This window comes from Arthrobacter sp. EM1 (assembly GCF_029964055.1).
Taxonomy (GTDB): Bacteria; Actinomycetota; Actinomycetes; order Actinomycetales; family Micrococcaceae; genus Arthrobacter.
This window is the reverse complement of record NZ_CP124836.1, coordinates 844428-862431: the sequence shown is the minus strand read 5'-3', so window position 1 is coordinate 862431 and position 18004 is coordinate 844428. Positions and strand designations below refer to the sequence as shown.

The 18004-nt window shown below is 67.1% G+C and carries 15 protein-coding genes and 2 riboswitches; of the genes, 3 read left to right on the top strand and 12 right to left on the bottom strand.

Features of this window, described 5'->3' with window-relative positions; genetic code table 11:
* Positions 1-7: 7 nt before the first annotated feature.
* The 3 genes from QI450_RS03760 to QI450_RS03750 form a co-directional block, all read right to left on the bottom strand.
* Positions 8-1390, bottom strand: a complete 1383-nt coding sequence (locus tag QI450_RS03760) for an MFS transporter (protein WP_226772952.1) — start codon at positions 1388-1390, stop codon at positions 8-10.
* 180 nt (positions 1391-1570) lie between these two features.
* Positions 1571-2755: a homoserine O-acetyltransferase gene (locus QI450_RS03755; protein ID WP_226772954.1), complete on the bottom strand. Its 1185-nt coding sequence runs from the start codon at positions 2753-2755 to the stop codon at positions 1571-1573.
* Between the two features lie 11 nt (positions 2756-2766).
* Positions 2767-2882, bottom strand: a riboswitch (SAM riboswitch).
* 78 nt (positions 2883-2960) lie between these two features.
* The gene (locus QI450_RS03750; RefSeq protein ID WP_226774622.1) at positions 2961-4277 is read right to left on the bottom strand and encodes a bifunctional o-acetylhomoserine/o-acetylserine sulfhydrylase; all 1317 of its coding nucleotides are present in this window, start codon (positions 4275-4277) and stop codon (positions 2961-2963) included.
* Between the two features lie 64 nt (positions 4278-4341).
* A riboswitch (SAM riboswitch) is annotated at positions 4342-4457 on the bottom strand.
* Between the two features lie 216 nt (positions 4458-4673).
* Between QI450_RS03750 and QI450_RS03745 the strand changes: the two genes are divergently transcribed.
* Complete coding sequence (locus QI450_RS03745; protein WP_226774623.1) at positions 4674-5312, top strand: VOC family protein; 639 nt, start codon at positions 4674-4676, stop codon at positions 5310-5312.
* Between the two features lie 142 nt (positions 5313-5454).
* Here QI450_RS03745 and QI450_RS03740 read toward each other — a convergent pair whose 3' ends face one another.
* Positions 5455-6228 carry a CPBP family intramembrane glutamic endopeptidase gene (locus tag QI450_RS03740; RefSeq protein WP_226774624.1) on the bottom strand — a complete coding sequence of 258 codons (774 nt, stop codon included), beginning with the start codon at positions 6226-6228 and terminating at the stop codon, positions 5455-5457.
* Between the two features lie 51 nt (positions 6229-6279).
* Here QI450_RS03740 and QI450_RS03735 point away from each other — a divergent pair, with 51 nt between their 5' ends.
* Positions 6280-6960, top strand: a complete 681-nt coding sequence (locus QI450_RS03735) for a histidine phosphatase family protein (protein WP_226774625.1) — start codon at positions 6280-6282, stop codon at positions 6958-6960.
* Between the two features lie 18 nt (positions 6961-6978).
* Here the strand turns inward: QI450_RS03735 and QI450_RS03730 are convergent, their stop codons facing one another.
* The 4 genes from QI450_RS03730 to tdh form a co-directional block, all read right to left on the bottom strand.
* Positions 6979-8208 carry an amidohydrolase family protein gene (locus QI450_RS03730; protein WP_226774626.1) on the bottom strand — a complete coding sequence of 410 codons (1230 nt, stop codon included), beginning with the start codon at positions 8206-8208 and terminating at the stop codon, positions 6979-6981.
* A gap of 11 nt (positions 8209-8219) precedes the next feature.
* Entirely contained in the window at positions 8220-9329 is a 1110-nt protein-coding gene (locus QI450_RS03725) for an FAD-dependent oxidoreductase (RefSeq protein WP_226774627.1), read from the bottom strand.
* 68 nt (positions 9330-9397) lie between these two features.
* The gene (locus QI450_RS03720; protein WP_226774628.1) at positions 9398-10606 is read right to left on the bottom strand and encodes a glycine C-acetyltransferase; all 1209 of its coding nucleotides are present in this window, start codon (positions 10604-10606) and stop codon (positions 9398-9400) included.
* Between the two features lie 49 nt (positions 10607-10655).
* On the bottom strand, positions 10656-11702 hold the full coding sequence (tdh, locus tag QI450_RS03715; RefSeq protein ID WP_226774629.1) for an L-threonine 3-dehydrogenase: 1047 nt from the start codon (positions 11700-11702) through the stop codon (positions 10656-10658).
* A gap of 156 nt (positions 11703-11858) precedes the next feature.
* On the opposite strand from tdh, the gene QI450_RS03710 reads away from it, so the two are divergent.
* Positions 11859-12764, top strand: a complete 906-nt coding sequence (locus QI450_RS03710) for a LysR family transcriptional regulator (protein WP_226774630.1) — start codon at positions 11859-11861, stop codon at positions 12762-12764.
* Between the two features lie 84 nt (positions 12765-12848).
* On the opposite strand, the gene gatB is transcribed toward QI450_RS03710, so the two are convergent.
* From gatB to QI450_RS03690, 4 genes are all read right to left on the bottom strand, one after another.
* A complete protein-coding gene (gene gatB / locus QI450_RS03705; RefSeq protein ID WP_226774631.1) occupies positions 12849-14354 on the bottom strand; it encodes an Asp-tRNA(Asn)/Glu-tRNA(Gln) amidotransferase subunit GatB in 1506 nt (501 codons plus the stop codon).
* Positions 14354-15919: an Asp-tRNA(Asn)/Glu-tRNA(Gln) amidotransferase subunit GatA gene (gatA, locus tag QI450_RS03700; RefSeq protein ID WP_226774632.1), complete on the bottom strand. Its 1566-nt coding sequence runs from the start codon at positions 15917-15919 to the stop codon at positions 14354-14356. Before gatA ends, gatB begins: the two co-directional genes overlap by 1 nt.
* A gap of 4 nt (positions 15920-15923) precedes the next feature.
* On the bottom strand, positions 15924-16220 hold the full coding sequence (gene gatC / locus QI450_RS03695) for an Asp-tRNA(Asn)/Glu-tRNA(Gln) amidotransferase subunit GatC (protein ID WP_226774633.1): 297 nt from the start codon (positions 16218-16220) through the stop codon (positions 15924-15926).
* Positions 16221-16442: 222 nt separating this feature from the next.
* A complete protein-coding gene (locus tag QI450_RS03690; protein ID WP_226774634.1) occupies positions 16443-17906 on the bottom strand; it encodes a CitMHS family transporter in 1464 nt (487 codons plus the stop codon).
* Positions 17907-18004 lie beyond the last annotated feature (98 nt).

Genomic DNA, 18004 nt, shown 5'->3' with positions numbered 1-18004 from the left:
TTGCCCGTTAGTTCTTGCCCGCGGCGAGGAGGTCGGCGGTGCCCCGGGCGTCGGCGGCGTCGACGTCGTGGAGCGAGATGCCGCGGGTTTCCTTGAGGAAGTACACCGCCACAATCGTGACCAGGCAGGCGCCGAGCAGGTAGATGGCCACCGGGGTGGAGGACTTGAACGTGCTCAGCAGCGAGGCGGCGATGATCGGAGCCATCGATCCGGCCACGATCGAGGTGACCTGGTAGCCGAGCGAGACGCCCGAGTAGCGCATCCGGGTGGGGAACATCTCGGCCATAATGGCAGGCTGGCCGGCATACATCAGTGCGTGGAAGAGCAAGCCGATGGTGATGGCGGCCAGGATGATGATGTCGTTTTTGGTGTCCATCATCGGGAAGGCGAAGAAGCCCCAGGTGCCGCCCAGGATGGCGCCGGCCATGTAGACCGGTTTGCGGCCGAGGCGGTCCGACAGGCGGCCGACCATCGGAACCACGGCGAAGTGGACAACGTGTGCGACGAGCAGCAGCAGCAGGATCCGTGAGGTGTCAGTCTGGACAACCACCTTCAGGTACGTGATCGAGAAGGTGACGACCAGGTAGTAGAGGATATTCTCCGCGAAGCGCAGGCCCATGGCGGTGAACACGCCGCGCGGGTACCGGCGGAAGACTTCGCCCACGCCGTAGCCCTTCTTCTCGACGGTGACTTCCTTCTGGGCCTCCAGGAAGATGGGGGCGTCGGTGACCTTGGTCCGGATGTAGTAGCCGATCAGCACAATCACCGCGGAGAGCCAGAAGGCCACGCGCCAGCCCCAGCTGAGGAAGTCCGCGGAGGACAGCGTCGAGGAGAGGATGAACAGCACCGCAGTGGCCAGCAGGTTGCCCAGCGGAACAGCGGACTGCGGCCAGCTGGCCCAGAAGCCGCGGGATTTGTTCGGGCTGTGCTCCGCGACGAGGAGGACTGCGCCGCCCCATTCACCGCCGACGGCGAAGCCCTGGGCGAACCGCAGGAACACGAGGAGGGCCGGAGCCCAGTAGCCGATCTGCTGGAAGGTCGGCAGGCAGCCCATCAGGAAGGTGGCAACGCCGACCAGGATGATGCTGAGCTGGAGCAGCTGCTTGCGGCCGAACTTGTCGCCGAAGTGCCCAAACACGATGCCGCCGATGGGGCGGGCAACGAAGCCAACTGCATAGGTGAGGAAAGCTGCGATGATACCGTCCAGCTCCGAGCCGGAGTTGGGGAAGAAGGTCTTGCCGAAGACGAGGGTCGCCGCGGAGGCGTAGAGGAAAAACTCATACCACTCGACGACCGTGCCGGCCATGGAGGCCGCGACTACTTTTTTGAGGCCGGACGTCTTGACGTCGGGCTCTTCTGCGCGCCGTGCGGCCGCGTTTTCCGTGCTCATTTCGACTCCTTTGGCATCGTCTTCGACGCCTCGTGGACCATTGGGAGGAGGGCGCCTGTGAGGTGAGACACGCGGCGCCATTCCCCACGAGTATGTCCGGTTCCGGCCCGGGCCTCAACGGCCATTAGTGCAGAGCGCATCTGCAAAAGTGCACACCCGGGGCGGCTTTTGGCTGCTGGACTACCCGAAGAAGTGCTGTCGGAGCTGGGTGTTGAGCTGCCCGATCTCGGTCAGGAAGCCGTCGTGGCCGATGGGCGCCTCGATGGTGTGCACCGCAACGTCGCCCGGCAGGGCAGCCGCGAGCGCCCGGGACTGGTCCGGGAAGTACAGCCGGTCCGAGTCGACGGCCGCCACAAGGAAAGCCGCCGTAGCCGGGGCCAGCGCTTCCGTCAGCGCGCCGCGGCCCCGGCAGACGTCATGGCTCATCAGCGCCTCGGTGATGGCGATGTAGCTGTTCGCATCGAAGCGGCGGACCAGCTTGTTGCCCTGGTGGTCGAGGTAGCTCTCCACCTGGTAACGCCCGCGCCCGGCGAGTGACCCGGCACGCAGCGGAGCCTCGGAGTCCTGGGCGTTCCGGCCGAAGCGTCCATCAAGCTCTGCGGCCGAACGGTAGGTGATATGCGCTATCCGCCGGGCCAGGGCCAGTCCCGCCTCCGGCCCGGGACCGCCGTAGTAATCGCCGCCGTTGAAGTTGGGGTCCTGCCGGATGGCGAGTGTTTGCGCCTGGGCGAAGGCAATCTGCTCGGCGGTGCTGCTGGCTCCGATTGAAATAACCCCGCAGCGCCGGACCCGGTCCGGGTAGCTGACGGCCCATTCGAGGGCACGCGCCCCGCCCAGGGAACCGCCGAGCACGGCGTACCAGCTCCGGATTCCCAGCGCATCCGCGAGCCGGGCCTCGGCGTCGGTGGTATCGCGCAGCGTGACCAGCGGGAACCGTGAGCCCCAGGGCTTCCCGTCGGGTGCCGTCGATGAGGGTCCGGTGGAGCCGTAGCAGCCGCCCAGGATATTGATCGAGACGACGAAGTACTTCCCCGTGTCCACCGGGGCGCCCGGGCCCGCGAGCTGCTCCCACCAGCCCGGTTCCGCACTGGCGCCTCGCGTGACGTGGGTGTCCCCCGTCAACGCGTGCTCGATCAGCACGGCATTGGAGCGTTCAGCGTTGAGGGTCCCCCATGTTTCGTAGCCGAGGGTGGCGTCAGGCAGCCGGGCACCGGATTCGAGCACCAGGTCACCGATCCGGAGGTGCCGGACGGTTCCGTCCGGCACAGCCGCGCCGTCCGCGGCGACGCTGCCGCCGGGGTCCGGGGCATGGGGATGGGAGGTCTTGCTTGCGGATTCACCCTGGCGGGTGGCGGCAATCGTCATGTGAGGACCTAACTTCGCGCTTGCCCGCCGGCAGCTCACCGGCAGGCCAGGTCTTCACCCGGGGCACCCCGCCGCAAATGGAGGGTTGCCGGCCAGCAAGCCGGGGCTGTCGCTGGCACTCATGACCTCCCCTGAGTGTACGAAATGCCGGCGCCCGGTGGCGAAGAATGTGACGCCCGTGTGACTTCCCCCGGGGAACGGTTGGTCAGACGGTCTTGGCGGCGCGGAAACCGGCATCCAGGTCGGCGAGGATGTCATCGATGTGCTCCAGGCCCACGGAGAGCCGCACCAGGCCGGGGTTCACCCCGGCGACGACCTGCTGCTCCGGCGAGAGTTGGCTGTGTGTGGTCGAGGCCGGGTGAATGACCAGGGAGCGCACATCGCCGATATTGGCGACGTGCGAGTGCAATTCCAGCGCGTCCACAAAGCTCTTGCCGGCCTCGGCTCCGCCGGCGATGTTAAAGGACACAACGGCGCCGGTCCCCTTCGGTCCGTACTTGCGGCCGCGCTCGAACCAAGGGCTGGACGGCAGGCCGGCATAGGCGACGGATTCGACGTCGTCCCTGGCCTCCAGCCATTCGGCGACCCGGCCGGCGTTGGCAACGTGCCGCTCCATCCGCAGGCTCAGGGTTTCGATGCCTTGGGCGATAAGGAAGGCGTTGAACGGGGACACCGCAGAGCCCAGGTCGCGCAACAACTGCACACGCGCCTTGAGGATATAGGAGAGGTTCGCGCCGAGCGCACCGTCCGCGCCGAGGTCCCGGGCGTAGACCAGCCCGTTGTAGCTGGGATCCGGGGTGTTGAAGCCGGGGAACCGTTCCGGGTCCTTGCCGAAGTCGAAATTGCCCGAGTCCACAATCACGCCGGCGATCGCGGTTCCATGGCCGCCAAGGTACTTGGTGGCCGAATGCACCACAATGTCCGCACCCCACTCAATCGGCCGGATAAGGTACGGCGTGGCGAGGGTGTTGTCTACGATCAGCGGGACACCGGCCGCGTGGGCCACCTGGGAGATGCCCTCAAGATCCAGCACGTCCTGGCGCGGGTTGGAGACCACTTCGCCAAAAAAGAGTTTGGTATTGGGCTGCACGGCGTCACGCCACTGCGCCAGGTTGTCCGGGTCCGCCACGAAGGTCACGGAAATGCCAAACTTCTTCAGTGTGTGCGCCAGCAGGTTGTAAGTACCGCCGTAAAGGCTGGGACTTGCCACCACGTGGTCTCCGGCTTCTGCGACATTCAGGATGGCCAGGGTCTCCGCCGCCTGTCCGGAGCTCAGCAGCAGAGCCGCGAGTCCGCCTTCCAGGCTGGCAACCCGCTGCTCCACGGCATCCTGGGTAGGGTTGCCGATCCTGGTGTAAATGGGGGCCAGCTCCGCCAGGGCAAAGCGGTTCGCGGCACTCTCGGCGCTGGGGAACACAAACGACGTCGTCTGGTAAATCGGCAGCGAGCGGGCGCCGGTGGCGCTGTCGGGCTCCTGGCCGGCATGGATCTGACGGGTTTCGAAGGACCAGGCACTGGACATCGGGACACTCCTTAGGGGAGCGGGCACAGCCTGACCCTGGGCACCGTGGCCCGGGCCCGTGCTGGCGCCGCGCTTGCCTCCCGGCGGGCGCCGGACGGCCAGGTCCTCACCCGGGGCACCCCACCGCGATACGAGGGTTGCCGGCCAGCGAGCCGGGGCTGTGCGCTGGCACTCATGACCTCACCCCAGTCTAGGAACCGGTTGCAGGCGGTGGATAGCTTTGTGACAAAGATGAAGCTGGCCCGGCCGCGGCGCTGCTGATGCCATGCCAATGCGGCCACGTGTGCTGCCAAGTGTGCTGCCGAGAGTGTGGCCGGAACAGTCCGGATCCGACCCCAACTGCCAGTAAGGGTACCCTAAGCTGAGAGGCGCATCACAAAGTGCCAAGATGATGGCATGCGCATGGATCACGTCTCTTACGCCTGTGAACAAGATGGCCTCGCTGCCACCACCGAACGAATTGCGTCTGCCCTCGGCGTGGAAGCCGTGAAGGGCGGAGTACACCCCCGATTCGGGACCCGCAACATGATCATCCCGCTAGCGGGACACAAGTACCTCGAGGTGGTGGAGGTCCTGAACCACCCGGCCTCCGACAAGGCCCCCTTCGGCCAGGCCGTCCGCGCCCGCTCCGAAGCCGGCGGCGGCTGGATGGGCTGGTGTGTGGAGGTCGACGACCTCGCCCCGTTCGAAGTCCGGCTCGGCCGCGCCGCCGTCAACGGCAACCGCAAGTTCCCGGACGGCCGGGAGCTGGTCTGGAAGCAGATTGGCATCCTTGGGCTCATCGCCGATCCCCAGGTCCCGTACATGCTCAAATGGGAAGGCGATCCGGAACTCCACCCGTCGAAGGCCTACGAGGGCAACGTCAAAATGTCCGCCCTCACGATTGCCGGTTCGGCCGAGCGCGTCACCGAATGGCTCGGCGTCCCGGTGGAGAAGCCGCTCGAAGACGTGGCCGTGCACTGGATTGCTCCGCGCGGGACACCCGGCATCCTCTCCGTCACGTTTGAGACGGCGTCCGGAGCCGTCACGATCTGAGGCTTCACCGCCCCGCACTTCGGCCGCCATCAGCGGGTGTCAACGACGTCACCCACCGATGGTGGCCGAATTTCTTAAAGCACGTATGGGCCGCCGCAGCCGTGCCCCGCAGATCCCCTCCGCGCAGAACCCCTCCGGCGGCTCAGCCCAGGCCGATGGCCTTGCCAAAGAGGCTGAAGCCGACGAAGGCCACGGTGTCCAGCAGCGCGTGGGCGATCACCAGCGGCATCACGCGCCGCGTTCGGGTGTACACCAGTGCAAAAACGACGCCCATGATCGCGTTGCCGATGAACGGGCCGAAGCCCTGGTACAAGTGGTAGCTTCCGCGCAGCATGGAACTGGCGAAGATGGCCAGCGGCAGGCTCCAGCCGAACTTGCCGAGCCGGTCCAGCAGGTAGCCCACCACAATCACTTCCTCCACGATCCCGTGCCGGACCGCGGAGAGGATGAGCACCGGCACCGTCCACCAGTAGGAATCGAGGGCACTGGGGATAATCGCCGTGGTGATCCCCAGCGCCCGGCCCGCAGCGTACAGGCCCAGGGAAGGTACACCGATCAGGGCCGCCAGCCCGAGGCCCTGGATCAGGTCCCTGCCCGGGCGGGCAAACGTGAATCCCAGTTTCCCGAACGCCGTGGCCCCGCTGCCGGCCGCACCGGACACCCGGTGTTCGGTGAGGAAATAGAACACCAGGACCACCGGTACCAGCGCGAAGACAATGTCCAGCAGCTGGTAGCTCAGGTCAAAGTATTCGCGGCTGCTTTGGGAGCGGTTCAGGGTGGAAGTCCCCTCCGCCAGCGGCCCCCGGGTCAGCTTGTCCAGCAGCTGAACGACCGAGTACACGGCGGATTGGCCCAGGGACAGGCCCAGGACGATCCAGACTTCTAGCCGCAGGCGACGGCGGGAGGGAACCAGCATGGTCCTATCTTGCCCGGTTTTTCCCGGTCGTCACGCCTATGCTTGGGGTTTATGAGTGCGCCCGGGAAAATCATCATGATCCGGCACGGCCAGTCCGCCGCCAATGCCGACACCTCGATCTACAACCGGGTGCCCGACTACCGGATCCCGCTGACCGGGCTTGGCATCGACCAGGCACGGGCAGCCGGCGAACGGGTACGGCGGCTGCTGGACGGGCAGCCGGCCTGCGTCTACGTCTCCCCGTACCTGCGCGCCTATCAGACCCTGGAGGCGATGAACCTCGGCGCGCTGGTTGAACGCGTGATCGAGGAGCCGCGGCTGCGTGAGCAGGACTGGGCCAACTTCCAGATCGCCGGTGAGATCGAAGACCAGAAGGAACTCCGCAACGCCTACGGCCACTTCTTCTACCGCTTCCGCGAAGGCGAATCCGGCTCCGATGTCTATGACCGGATCTCCTCATTTATGGAAACGCTGTACCGGCACTGGTCCAAACCCAGCTACGCCCCCAATGCGCTGTTTGTGACCCACGGGCTGACCATGCGGCTGTTCTGCATGCGCTGGTTCCACTGGTCCGTGGAGTACTTCGAATCACTCAACAACCCGGACAACGCCGAGGTCCGCACCCTGTACCGCACCGCAGAGAAAAAGTATGAACTCGACAAACCGTTCAGCCAGTGGGAGGCCCGGCGTGTTGATGAGACCGTGCTGAACGCTCCGCGGATGGTGTTCTAGCGGCCGCAGCGGCAGGCGTCAGCGCGCCCGGACCCCGGCCCGCCAGACCGCGTGGGTCAACGGGATGCCGGGCCGGTAAGCCAGATGGGTGGCGGACGGCGCGTTCAGCAGATGGAGGTCCGCGCGGTGCCCGACGGCGATCGAACCGACAGCGCGTTCTCCGTCGGCGTCGTTACCGGACTCCCGGCCAAGGGCCAGCGCACCGCCGTACGTTGCGGCGCGCACGGCCTCATGGACGCTGAGCCGCATCTGCAGCACCGCCGTGGTGACGCAAAACGCCATCGAGCTGGTATAGGAGGTGCCCGGGTTGCAGTTCGTGGCCAGGGCGATTTGCACGCCGGCGTCAAGCAGTTCCCGGCCCGGCGCCAGCGGCTGCCGGGTGGACAGGTCGCAGGCCGGCAGGCAGGTCGCCACAGTCCCGCGTCCGGCGCCAGTGCCGGGGCGCTTCCCGCCGTTACCGCCGTCCCAGCCGGACCAGCTGCCCGCGAGGGCGTCGACGTCGGCGGCGGACAGGTAGTTGACGTGGTCCACGCTGGCAGCGCCGAACTCCACGGCGAGCCTGACGCCGGGGCCCTCGCCGAGCTGGTTGCCGTGCACACGCAGGCCCAGCCCGGCGTCCCGGCAGGCCTGGAGCACGCGCCGGGACTGGTCCTCGGTGAACGCTCCCCGTTCGCAGAAGACGTCGGCCCAGCGCACAAACGGCCGGACGGCGGAGAGCATCGGGCCGCACACGAGCTCCGTGTATTCCTCGGCGTCAATCCCCGCGGGGACAAGGTGCGCGCCGAGGTACGTGACCTCGTCGACGACTGTGGAAGCGATCCGCGCGCTGCGGGCCTCGTTGTCAACGTCCAGGCCGTAGCCGGTTTTGGTTTCAAGATAGGTGGTGCCCTGCGAAACAGCTTCGGCTACCCGGCCCATCGCCAGCCGGGTGAGGTCGAAGTCTCCGGTGGCGCGGGTGGCCCCGGTGGTTGCGGCGATCCCGCCCGCAGTGTAGCTCTCCCCCGCCATCCGGGCCTCGAATTCGGCGGTCCGGTCACCCGCAAAGATGAGGTGGGTGTGCGAATCGACCCAGCCCGGCAGCAGGGCACGGCCGCCGGCGTCGACGGTGCCGTCGGCGGCCGGCGCGTCGGACGCCCGGCCCAGCCAGGCGATCCGTTCGCCGTCGATCACCAGCGCGGCGTCCTTCAGCACCCGGTGGTCCCGGTCCTGGGTCATCAGCTCGGCAATGTTTGTGATCAGGGTGCTCATAAGACCATTCTTCAGTGCCGGATGGACCAGCGCGTAGCCGCCAGCGGCGCCGCTGTCCGGGATACCGGACCGGCGGCAGTGGATCCGGCGCCCTGGCCTGCGAGGATAAGGTCCGCGGCCAGCTCGGCGATGCCGGAGGAGGTCTGGAAGCCATAGCCGCCCTGCCCGGCCAGCCAGAAAAAGCCCCGGGCTTCGGCGTCGAATCCCACCACGGGCACACCGTCGGCCGCCTCCGTCCGCAATCCGGTCCAGGCCCGGCGGACACCGCGGATGCCGAGGGTGGTCAGGGTATTAAGCCGGGCGCTCAGCGCCTCGATGTCCCCCGGGTGCGGCTGCGCGTCCTCGGGGCCGCTGGGCACCGATTCCGAGGGCGAGATCAGCACCTGCCCGCCGTCCCGGCGGAAGTAGAAGGAGTTGTCGGCCGCGCACACCATGGGGCTGGACTCCGGAAGGGGATGCTCGACGTCGACGATAGCCGCGGTGCGCCGGTACGGCTGCAGCTGGACTTTCTCGACCCCGCTGAGTACTGCCAGTTCGTCCGCCCACGCGCCGGCGGCATTGACCACAACGGCGGCTGCGAAGCCTTCCTGCCCGGCTCCGAGTTCCCAGCCGGACCCGAGCCGCTGGGCCGAGTGGACCTTTGCGCCGGTAATGATGTCCACGCCGCCGGCGGCCGCGCGCCGGCGGTGGTCCTCGAGCAGCAGGGGTGCGTCACAGCCGAAGGAGCCGGTGTCCAGGCCCGCGGCGGAGAAGGAGCCGGGGAGCAGTGCCGGGCAGAGCTCCATCGCCGCGGCGTGGCTAATCGGCACCATCTGCCCGCTGGACTCGCCGCGGACAGCCTCGTCGTCGCCGATCAGCATAAAGCTGCGGGGCGAGAGCACCGGCTCCGGCAGTTCGGCGTCCCGGGCGGCGATCAGCGCGAGGGTCCGCAGCGTGAGCTCCTGGACAACTGCCGGACCGTAACTGGGGATCAGCTGCCGCGCCGAGCGTGCCGAGGTGTGGTAAGCCAGGCTCTGCTCGGCTTCCACCAACGCGACGCTGCACTTCCCGGCGAGGGCTGAGGCAAGGGACAAGCCGGCGATCCCGCCGCCGACAATCACAACATCGTAATTAGCTGACATGGTTCCATCCTCGCAGACGGAGAGCCTGCGGCGCCGTTCCCGGCGCCGCAGGCTTCCTCCGGTGCCGCTTAGCCCGCGACGGCGGCGCGGCTGCGCACAAAGGCCTGCACACAGGCCTCGACGTCTTCGGCGCTGTGCGCCGCGGAGAGCTGTACCCGGATCCGGGCCGCACCCTTGGGAACTACCGGGTAGCTGAACGCCGTGACGAAGACGCCGTGCTCCAGCATCGCGTCCGCGACCTTGGCGGCCAGGACGGCGTCCCCGAACATCACCGGGACGATGGCGTGCTCGCCCGGGAGCAGCTCAAAGCCTTCCTCGGCCATCCGGCGGCGGAACAGCGCGGCGTTGTCAAAGAGTTTGCTGCGCAGTTCGCCGGAGTTCTCCACCAGGTCCAGGGCCTTGAGGGTAGCAGCGACGATGGCCGGGGCCAGCGAGTTGGAGAACAGGTAGGGACGGGCCTTCTGCCGGAGCATGGCGACGACTTCGCGGCGGCCGGAGACGTAACCGCCGGAGGCGCCGCCCAGGGCCTTGCCGAAGGTGCCGGTGTAGATGTCCACGCGGTCCGAGACGCCGGCGTGTTCCGGCGTGCCGGCTCCGCTGGCGCCCATAAAACCGACGGCGTGTGAGTCGTCCACCATGACCATGGCGTCGTATCTTTCGGCGAGGTCGCAGATCGCTTCCAGCGGGGCCAGGAAGCCGTCCATCGAAAAGACGCCGTCCGTGACAATGATCTTGCGGCGGGCCGGGTTCTCCTGCGTGCTGGCCTCGATCAGTTTCGATTCGAGGTCCGCCATGTCCTGGTTGGCGTAGCGGAACCGCTGGGCCTTGCAGAGCCGGATGCCGTCGATGATCGAGGCGTGGTTCAGGGCGTCGGAGATGACGGCGTCTTCCGGGCCAAAGAGGGACTCGAACACACCGCCGTTAGCGTCGAAGCAGCTCGAGAACAAGATGGTGTCCTCGGTGCCGAGGAACGCCGAGACGCGTTCCTCCAGGGCCAGGTGCAGGTCCTGGGTGCCGCAGATGAACCGCACGCTGGCCATGCCGAAGCCCCGCTCGTCCATCGCGGACTTGGCTGCGGCAATGATTTCGGGGTGGTCCGCGAGGCCCAGGTAGTTGTTGGCGCAGAAGTTCAGCACGTCCGCGCTGGCCCCGCCGATCTGGCCCGCCTTGATGTGGTTTGCCTGGGGCGAGTCAATGTGCCGCTCGGTCTTGAACAGGCCGGCGCCGCGGATCTCTTCCAGTTCGTGCTGCAGCTGGTTCTTAATGGCTGAATACATGGTGTGGGCTCCTGCGCTGGTGGGGTCGGTGGGCCGAAACGGTGGGGGGTTAGAAGCAGGTCCAGTCGAGGACCACTTTGCCGCCGACGCCGGCCCGGGCGATCTCGAATCCCCGGTCCCAATCGGTGGCGGGAAGGGTGTCCGTGACAACGGCGGAGATGTTGGCGTGCAGGACCGGGTTGGAGGACAGCATGGCGCTCATGGCGTACCAGGTCTCGAACATTTCCCGGCCGTAGATGCCCTTCATGGTCAGCATGTGCGTGACCACTTTGCCCCAGTCGATGTCGATGGACTGGCTGGGCAGTCCCAGCATCGCGATCCTGCCGCCGTGGTTCATGTTCTCGATCATCTCAGGCAACGCCGTGGGGTGTCCCGACATTTCCATGCCGATGTCGAATCCTTCGCGCAGGCCCAGTTCCCGCTGGGCGTCCTTGACCCGCGTCTTCGAGACGTCGATGGCGAGGTCGACGCCGAGGGTCCGCGCGAGTTCCAGCCGCGGTGCGGAGACATCGGTGATGGCGATCCTGCGGGCGCCGGCATGGCGGGCGACGGCGATCGCCATCAATCCGATGGGCCCGGCGCCGGTGATCAGCACGTCCTCGCCGACCAGCGGGAAGCTCAGCGCGGTGTGCACGGCGTTCCCGAAGGGGTCGAAGATGGCACCGAGTTCCGGCGTCACGGAGGAGTCCTGATGCACCCAGACGTTGGTCTCGGGGATAACAACGTACTCGGCGAACGCGCCGTCGCGCTGCACGCCGACGCTGACGGTGTTGATGCACATCTGCTTGCGGCCGGCGCGGCAGTTGCGGCAGATGCCGCAGACGATGTGGCCTTCACCGGACACCCGGTCCCCGACCTTGACGTCCAGGACGTCCTCGCCGGTCTCGACGACTTCGCCGTAGAACTCGTGGCCGGCGATCAGCGGGGTGTTGATGATGCCCTGCGCCCACGCGTCCCAGGACTGGATGTGCAGGTCGGTGCCGCAGATGCCCGTGGTCATGACCCGGATCTTGACGTCCCCGGGGCCTGCCTCCGGTTCGGGACGGTCAACGAGTTCGAATCCTGCGTGCGCGCCGGCCTTGTAGAGAGCCTTCATGGGCCTTCCTCACTGTGCCGTTCGGCACGTTGGGTGCGCTGCCTCGGACAGCGGGTGTGGGACAACTCACCCCATTAGAGCCGGTGAAAAGCATTAGCACAACCGTACTTTTCTCAATCGACGATTTAGATTCCCCTTGCGCATAGACTGGGCGGCATGGAAATCCACCAGCTGGAGATGCTCCGCGAGCTCGGGGCCCTCGGGAGCGTCAAGGCCGTCGCCGAAACCCTGCTCGTTACACCCTCGGCGGTGTCGCAGCAGCTGGCCGCCCTGCAGAAATCCGTGGACGTGCCGCTGACCCGCAAGGAGGGCAGGAACCTGGTCCTGACCGAGGCCGGGCAGGTGCTCGCCGACGCCGGGGCCGCCGTCGTCAGCGCCATGGCCGATGCCCGGACTGCTATCGGCGCCTATCACGGCTCGGCGGTGGCGCCGGTTACGCTGAGCGGTTTCCACAGCGCCGGGCAGGCGTTGTTCGCCCCGCTCGCCCGGCGCCTGGCCGGGCCGGGGCAACCGCGGATCCTGCTCACGGACGAGGACGTGGCCCAGCAGGACTTCCCGGCGCTGACGGCCCGGTATGACCTGGTGCTCGCGCACCGGATGGACCACAGCCCGGGCTGGCCCCAGGAGCGCGTCGCGGTAATCCCGCTCGCGCACGAGCCGCTGGATGTCGCGCTGCCGGCCGGGCACCGGCTGGCAGGCCAGGCGGCGGTGACCGCGGACGACGTCGTGGGCGAACCCTGGGTGACGAGCCGCGCGGGCTACTCCCCCGCGGACGTCCTGGCCGCGCTCGCGGCCGTCTCCAGCCGGGAGCTGAACATCGTCCACCGGATCAACGATTACTCCACTGTGGCGGCGCTCGTGGCGACCGGGGGTGTGATCGGGCTGCTTCCCCGCTACACCGCCCGGCCTGCCCTGAACCCGGGGATTGTGCTGCGGCCGCTGGAGGGCATCAGCACCCGGCGGCGGATCGACGTGCTGGCCCGGCCGGAGAACCTTAAACGCAGATCGGTCATGATCGTCTGCGAAGCATTGCAGACGATCATGACCGAACTGGTCCGTTAACCCAACTGATAACCCAACTGACTCGCAGTTGTGGTCGTTTTGAGGGGGCAAAACGACCACAACTGCGAGTCAGTTGGGCGGGGCCTAGCCTTCGACGCCGAGGCGCTGCAGGATCAGCTCCCGGACGCGGCCGGCGTCGGCCTGGCCGCGGGTGGCCTTCATCACGCCGCCGACGATCGCACCAATTGCTTGGATCTTGCCGCCGCGGATCTTGTCCGCAACGCCGGGCTGCGCGGCGAGGGCCGCGTCGATGGCTTCCAGGAGCGGGCCGTCGTCGGAGACCACTGCGAGGCCGCGCTGCTCGACGATCTCCGCCGGGGTACCTTCGCCGGCGAGTACGCCGTCCAGGACCTCGGTGGCCATCTTGTTGTTGATTTTGCCGTCCTCGACCATCGTGTTCAGTTCCACTATGGTGGCCGGTGACACGCCGAGCTGGCCGGGATCGACGTCGGCGTTCTTGGCGCGTCCGACGATCTCGCCCATCCACCACTTGCGGGCCACCGTGGCCGTGGCGCCGGCGGCGATGGTTTCCTCGATTTCGTCCATTACGCCGGCGTTAACAACGTCGCGGAACTCCAGGTCCGAATAGCCCCAGTCGGCCTGCAGGCGCTTACGGCGGGCGGCCGGCGGCTCGGGCAGCGTGGCCCGGAGTTCCTCGACCCAGGCGCGTGACGCAACAATCGGCACCAGGTCCGGTTCCGGGAAGTAGCGGTAGTCGTCGGCGTCGGACTTGGGCCGGCCCGAGGTGGTGGAGCGGGTGTCCTCGTGCCAGTGGCGGGTTTCCTGGGTGACGGGCTCGCCGGAGTCCAGCACGGCGGCGTGCCGCTGGATCTCGTAGCGGACCGCGTGTTCGACGGCGCGCAGCGAGTTGACGTTTTTGGTCTCGGAGCGGATGCCGAAGCGTTCGCGGCCGTGCGGGCGCAGCGAGACGTTGGCGTCGCAGCGGACGTTGCCGCGCTCCATCTTGGCGTCCGAGACGCCGAGGTTCTTGACGATCTCGCGGACCGCAGCCACGTAGGCCTTGGCGAGTTCGGGGGCGCGGGACCCGGCACCCTCGATCGGCTTGGTGACGATCTCCACCAGCGGCACCCCGGAGCGGTTGTAGTCCACAAGCGAGTAGTCCGCGCCCTGGATACGTCCGGTGGCGCCGCCCATGTGGGTCAGCTTGCCGGCGTCCTCCTCCATGTGGGCGCGCTCGATCTCGACCCGGAACACTGTCCCGTCGGCGAGCTCGATGTCCAGGTAGCCGTCGTACGCGATGGGCTCGTCGTACTGGGAGGTCTGGAAGTTCTTCGGGGTGTCCGGGTAGAAGTAGTTCTTCCGGGCGAAACGGCAGGTTTCGGCAATTGTGCAGTTCAGTGCCAGGCCGATTTTGATCGAGGACTCGATCGCGGCCTTGTTTACCACGGGCAGCACGCCGGGCATCCCGAGGTCCACCTCGTTGACGTTGGTGTTGGGCTCGTCGCCGAAGACGTTCGGCGCGGAGGAGAACATCTTCGTTTTGGTGTTGAGCTCCACATGGACTTCGAAGCCCAGGACGGGATCGTACTTCTCCATCGCCTCTTCGAAGCTGAGGGTTGCGTCAGTCATTAGTGGGAACCTCCGTGGCTCGCGACAGCGTCGTTAAGGGATGGGGCCGTCAGGGAAGGAGCCTTATCCAGCAGCGGGCCGCCCCACTGCGCCTCCAGCAGGGATTCGAGCACCGCACCGACCCGGTACAGCCGGGCATCCTGGCGGGCCGGGGCCAGCAGCTGGACACCGACCGGCAGGCCGTCCTCGTCGGCCAGGCCGCCGGGCAGGGACAGCCCCGGCACGCCGGCCATGTTGGCGGGGATGGTGGCGACGTCGTTGAGGTACATCGCCAGCGGGTCGTTGAGCTTCTCGCCGAGCTTAAACGCCGTGGTGGGCGCCGTTGGGGAGATCAGCACGTCGGCCTTGGCGAACGCGGCGTCGAAGTCGCGCTGGATCAGGGTGCGCACCTTCTGGGCCGAGCCGTAGTAGGCGTCGTAGTAGCCGGCGCTCAGCGCATAGGTACCCAGGATGATCCGGCGCTTGACCTCGTCGCCGAAGCCGGCGGCACGGGTCGCAGCCATCACGCGCTCAATCGTCATCGGGCCCTCTTCGGGCAGGACCCGCAGGCCATACCGGACGCCGTCGAACTTGGCCAGGTTGGAGGAGGCCTCGGAGGGCATGATCAGGTAGTAGGCGCCGAGGGCGTACTTGAAGTTGGGGCAGGACACCTCGACGATTTCCGCGCCGGCGCCCTTGAGCAGCTCAAGGGATTCGTTAAAACGGTTCTCGACGCCGGCCTGGTAGCCCTCGCCGTGAAGTTCCTTGATGATGCCGATCTTCATGCCGGTCACGTTGCCGATCGACGCGGCGGCCACGAGGTCCTCCAGCGGGTCCGGCAGCGAGGTGGAGTCGCGCGGGTCGTGCCCGCCGATGACCTGGTGCAGCAGTGCGGAGTCCAGTACGGTGCGCGAGACCGGGCCGATCTGGTCCAGCGAGGACGCCATGGCGATCGCACCGTAGCGGGACACTCCGCCGTACGTCGGCTTGACGCCCACGGTGCCGGTGACGGCGCCGGGCTGGCGGATCGAGCCGCCGGTGTCGGTGCCCAGGGCCAGCGGCGCTTCGAAGGCCGCCACGGCAGCAGCCGAGCCGCCGCCGGAGCCGCCGGGGATCCGGTCCAGGTCCCAGGGGTTGTGGGTGGGGCCAAAAGCGGAGTGCTCGGTGGAGGAGCCCATCGCGAATTCGTCCAGGTTCGTTTTGCCCAGGATCGGCATTTTGGCGGCGCGCAGGCGCTCCACGACTGTGGCGTCGTAGGGACTGCGCCAGCCTTCGAGGATCTTCGAGCCGGCAGTGGTGGGCTGGCCGATCGTAACAATGAGGTCCTTGACGGCGATCGGCACACCGGCGAGCGCGTGCAGCCCTTCGGCGGCGGCGCCGCCGGCGGCGCGGATCGCGTCCACTTCGGCGGCGACGGCGAGCGCTTCGTCGGTGTTGACGTGCAGGAAGGCGTGGACCTTGCCGTCGACGGCGGCGATGCGGTCCAGGTGCGCCTGGGTGACCTCGACGGCGGAGACCTCACGGGCGGCGAGCTTGCCGGCGAGCGCCGCGGCGGAGGAACGGATCAGTTCGTTGTTCTCAGTCATGTTCTTAGCCCTCATCCAGGATTGCGGGGACCTTGAAGCGGCCTTCGTACGCATCGGGAGCGCCGGAGAGTGCCTGTTCGGCCGTGAAAGTGTGGCCTACTACGTCCTCGCGGAACACATTCGTCAGCGGGATCGGGTGGGACGTGGCCGGGACGTCATCACCGGCGGCTTCACTTACGGACTTCACTGAATCGACGATGACGGCGAGTTCGCCTGCCATCGTGTCCAGCTCTTCAGCACTCATCTCGATGTGCGCGAGACGCGCGAGATGCGCGACGTCGTCGCGGTTGATCGCAGCCATGGATCTCCCCTGCAAGTTCGGATTATTTTCCGTCCCAGTCTACGTGGCCCTAAGCCCTTCCGCCGTCGGCGGCGGGCCGGACGATCCTCCGCGTGCTCGCTCGTTCCTCGCTTAGACGCACGCTTCCGGATGTCCGTCCCGTCGCCGATGTGCTGCGCTCACCGAACGAGACTGCCGAGTCCGGAAAATTTCCGAACTCGACAGTCTCACAGTTTTGTTTTGTCAGCCGATGCCGATGGCTCCGGTGAGTACTCCGGTGGCCAGCATGACCAGGGAGATAACTGCCGTGCGCCAGAGGACCTTCTTGTGGTGGTCGCCCAGGTCCACCTTGGCGAGGGAGACCAGCAGCAGGATCGCCGGTACCAGCGGGCTCTGCAGGTGGAAGGGCTGGCCGGTGATGGAGGCGCGGGCCATGTCCGCGGCGCTGATGCCGTAGTGGCCGGCCGTTTCACTGAGCACCGGCAGGACGCCGAAGTAGAAGGCATCGTTGCTCATAAAAAACGTCATGGGGATGCTGAGCACGCCGGTGATGACGGCCATAAACGGGCCCATGTCGGCGGGAATGATGGCCACGAGCCACTGGGACATGGCCTTGACCATTCCGGTCCCGTTCAGCACTCCGGTCAGGACCGCTGCGGCCATCACCATGCTGACGACGGCGACGATCGAAGGTGCGTGCGCGATCAGCTGCGCGCCCTGGTCCTTGAGCCGGGGAAAGTTCACCAGCAGCGCGATGGCGGAGCCGACCATAAAGACAAAGGGCAGCGGCACGAGGTCGGCGACCAGCAGCACCATAATGGCAACCGTCAAGCCCAAGTTGAACCACTGCAGCTTCGGCCGAAGCGTGGACCGGTTGGGATCCAGCGCGGTATCCGCCATGGCCGAATCGCGTTCATCGGCGAGGTCCCCGGTGTGTTCCAGGACCGCCACTGCCGACCGTGCCGCGGCGGGGCTTCCGCCGGGACCGGACGGCTTGCGGCCGAAGCCGAGCCGGCCGAAGCCGGTGCCGGTACCGGTACCGGTGTAGCTGTCGCCGGGGGTATCCGCAGAACCCCAGATCTCGGGGGCGACGGTGCGCAGCCGGTTGCGCTCCTGCAGGCCCAGCAGCCAGGCGAAGACGAACACAACGACGAGGCCCGCGATCAGCGAGGGGATCATCGGGACGAACACCTCCGAGACGCTGATCTTCAGTGCGGAGGCGGCGCGGGCGGTGGGGCCGCCCCACGGCAGGATGTTCATGGTGCCGTTGGCCAGGCCAGCCACGCAGGTCAGGATCACGGGACTCATCTTCAGGCGCAGGTACACCGGCAGCATCGCAGCGGTGGTCAGGATGAAGGTGGTGGATCCGTCACCGTCGAGCGAGACCGCCGCGGCGAGGACGGCGGTGCCGAGGACCACCTTGGCGGGGTCGTTGCCCAGCCGGCGCAGGATGAACCGGACCAGCGGGTCGAAGAGCCCGACGTCGATCATCAGGCCAAAGTAGATGATCGCGAACATCAGCAGGGCCGCGGTGGAGGTCATCGACTTCATGGAATCAAGCACCATGTCGCCGATGCCAAGTCCGGCGCCGGCGAAAAGCCCGAAAACGGTGGGAACAATAATAAGCGCCAGAACGGGCGTCAGTCTTTTCGTCATGATCAGCACCATAAAAACCGTGATCATGGCGAAACCTAGTAATACCAGCACAGCCGGCTCCTTCTGCAGTGAAGTGCACCACTCCGGTGTGATGCGCACTACAGACGCTAGGGTGGCGGGCGTCACGGCCGGGTCTTTGCCGCATTTGA

Bases quoted from the DNA above. Each gene is read 5' to 3' on its own strand.
- QI450_RS03760 (WP_226772952.1), bottom strand. From the start codon at position 1,390: ATGAGCACGGAAAACGCGGCCGCACGGCGCGCAGAAGAGCCCGACGTC.
- QI450_RS03755 (WP_226772954.1), bottom strand. From the start codon at position 2,755: ATGACGATTGCCGCCACCCGCCAGGGTGAATCCGCAAGCAAGACCTCC.
- QI450_RS03750 (WP_226774622.1), bottom strand. From the start codon at position 4,277: ATGTCCAGTGCCTGGTCCTTCGAAACCCGTCAGATCCATGCCGGCCAG.
- QI450_RS03745 (WP_226774623.1), top strand. From the start codon at position 4,674: ATGCGCATGGATCACGTCTCTTACGCCTGTGAACAAGATGGCCTCGCT.
- QI450_RS03740 (WP_226774624.1), bottom strand. From the start codon at position 6,228: ATGCTGGTTCCCTCCCGCCGTCGCCTGCGGCTAGAAGTCTGGATCGTC.
- QI450_RS03735 (WP_226774625.1), top strand. From the start codon at position 6,280: ATGAGTGCGCCCGGGAAAATCATCATGATCCGGCACGGCCAGTCCGCC.
- QI450_RS03730 (WP_226774626.1), bottom strand. From the start codon at position 8,208: ATGAGCACCCTGATCACAAACATTGCCGAGCTGATGACCCAGGACCGG.
- QI450_RS03725 (WP_226774627.1), bottom strand. From the start codon at position 9,329: ATGTCAGCTAATTACGATGTTGTGATTGTCGGCGGCGGGATCGCCGGC.
- QI450_RS03720 (WP_226774628.1), bottom strand. From the start codon at position 10,606: ATGTATTCAGCCATTAAGAACCAGCTGCAGCACGAACTGGAAGAGATC.
- tdh (WP_226774629.1), bottom strand. From the start codon at position 11,702: ATGAAGGCTCTCTACAAGGCCGGCGCGCACGCAGGATTCGAACTCGTT.
- QI450_RS03710 (WP_226774630.1), top strand. From the start codon at position 11,859: ATGGAAATCCACCAGCTGGAGATGCTCCGCGAGCTCGGGGCCCTCGGG.
- gatB (WP_226774631.1), bottom strand. From the start codon at position 14,354: ATGACTGACGCAACCCTCAGCTTCGAAGAGGCGATGGAGAAGTACGAT.
- gatA (WP_226774632.1), bottom strand. From the start codon at position 15,919: ATGACTGAGAACAACGAACTGATCCGTTCCTCCGCCGCGGCGCTCGCC.
- gatC (WP_226774633.1), bottom strand. From the start codon at position 16,220: ATGGCTGCGATCAACCGCGACGACGTCGCGCATCTCGCGCGTCTCGCG.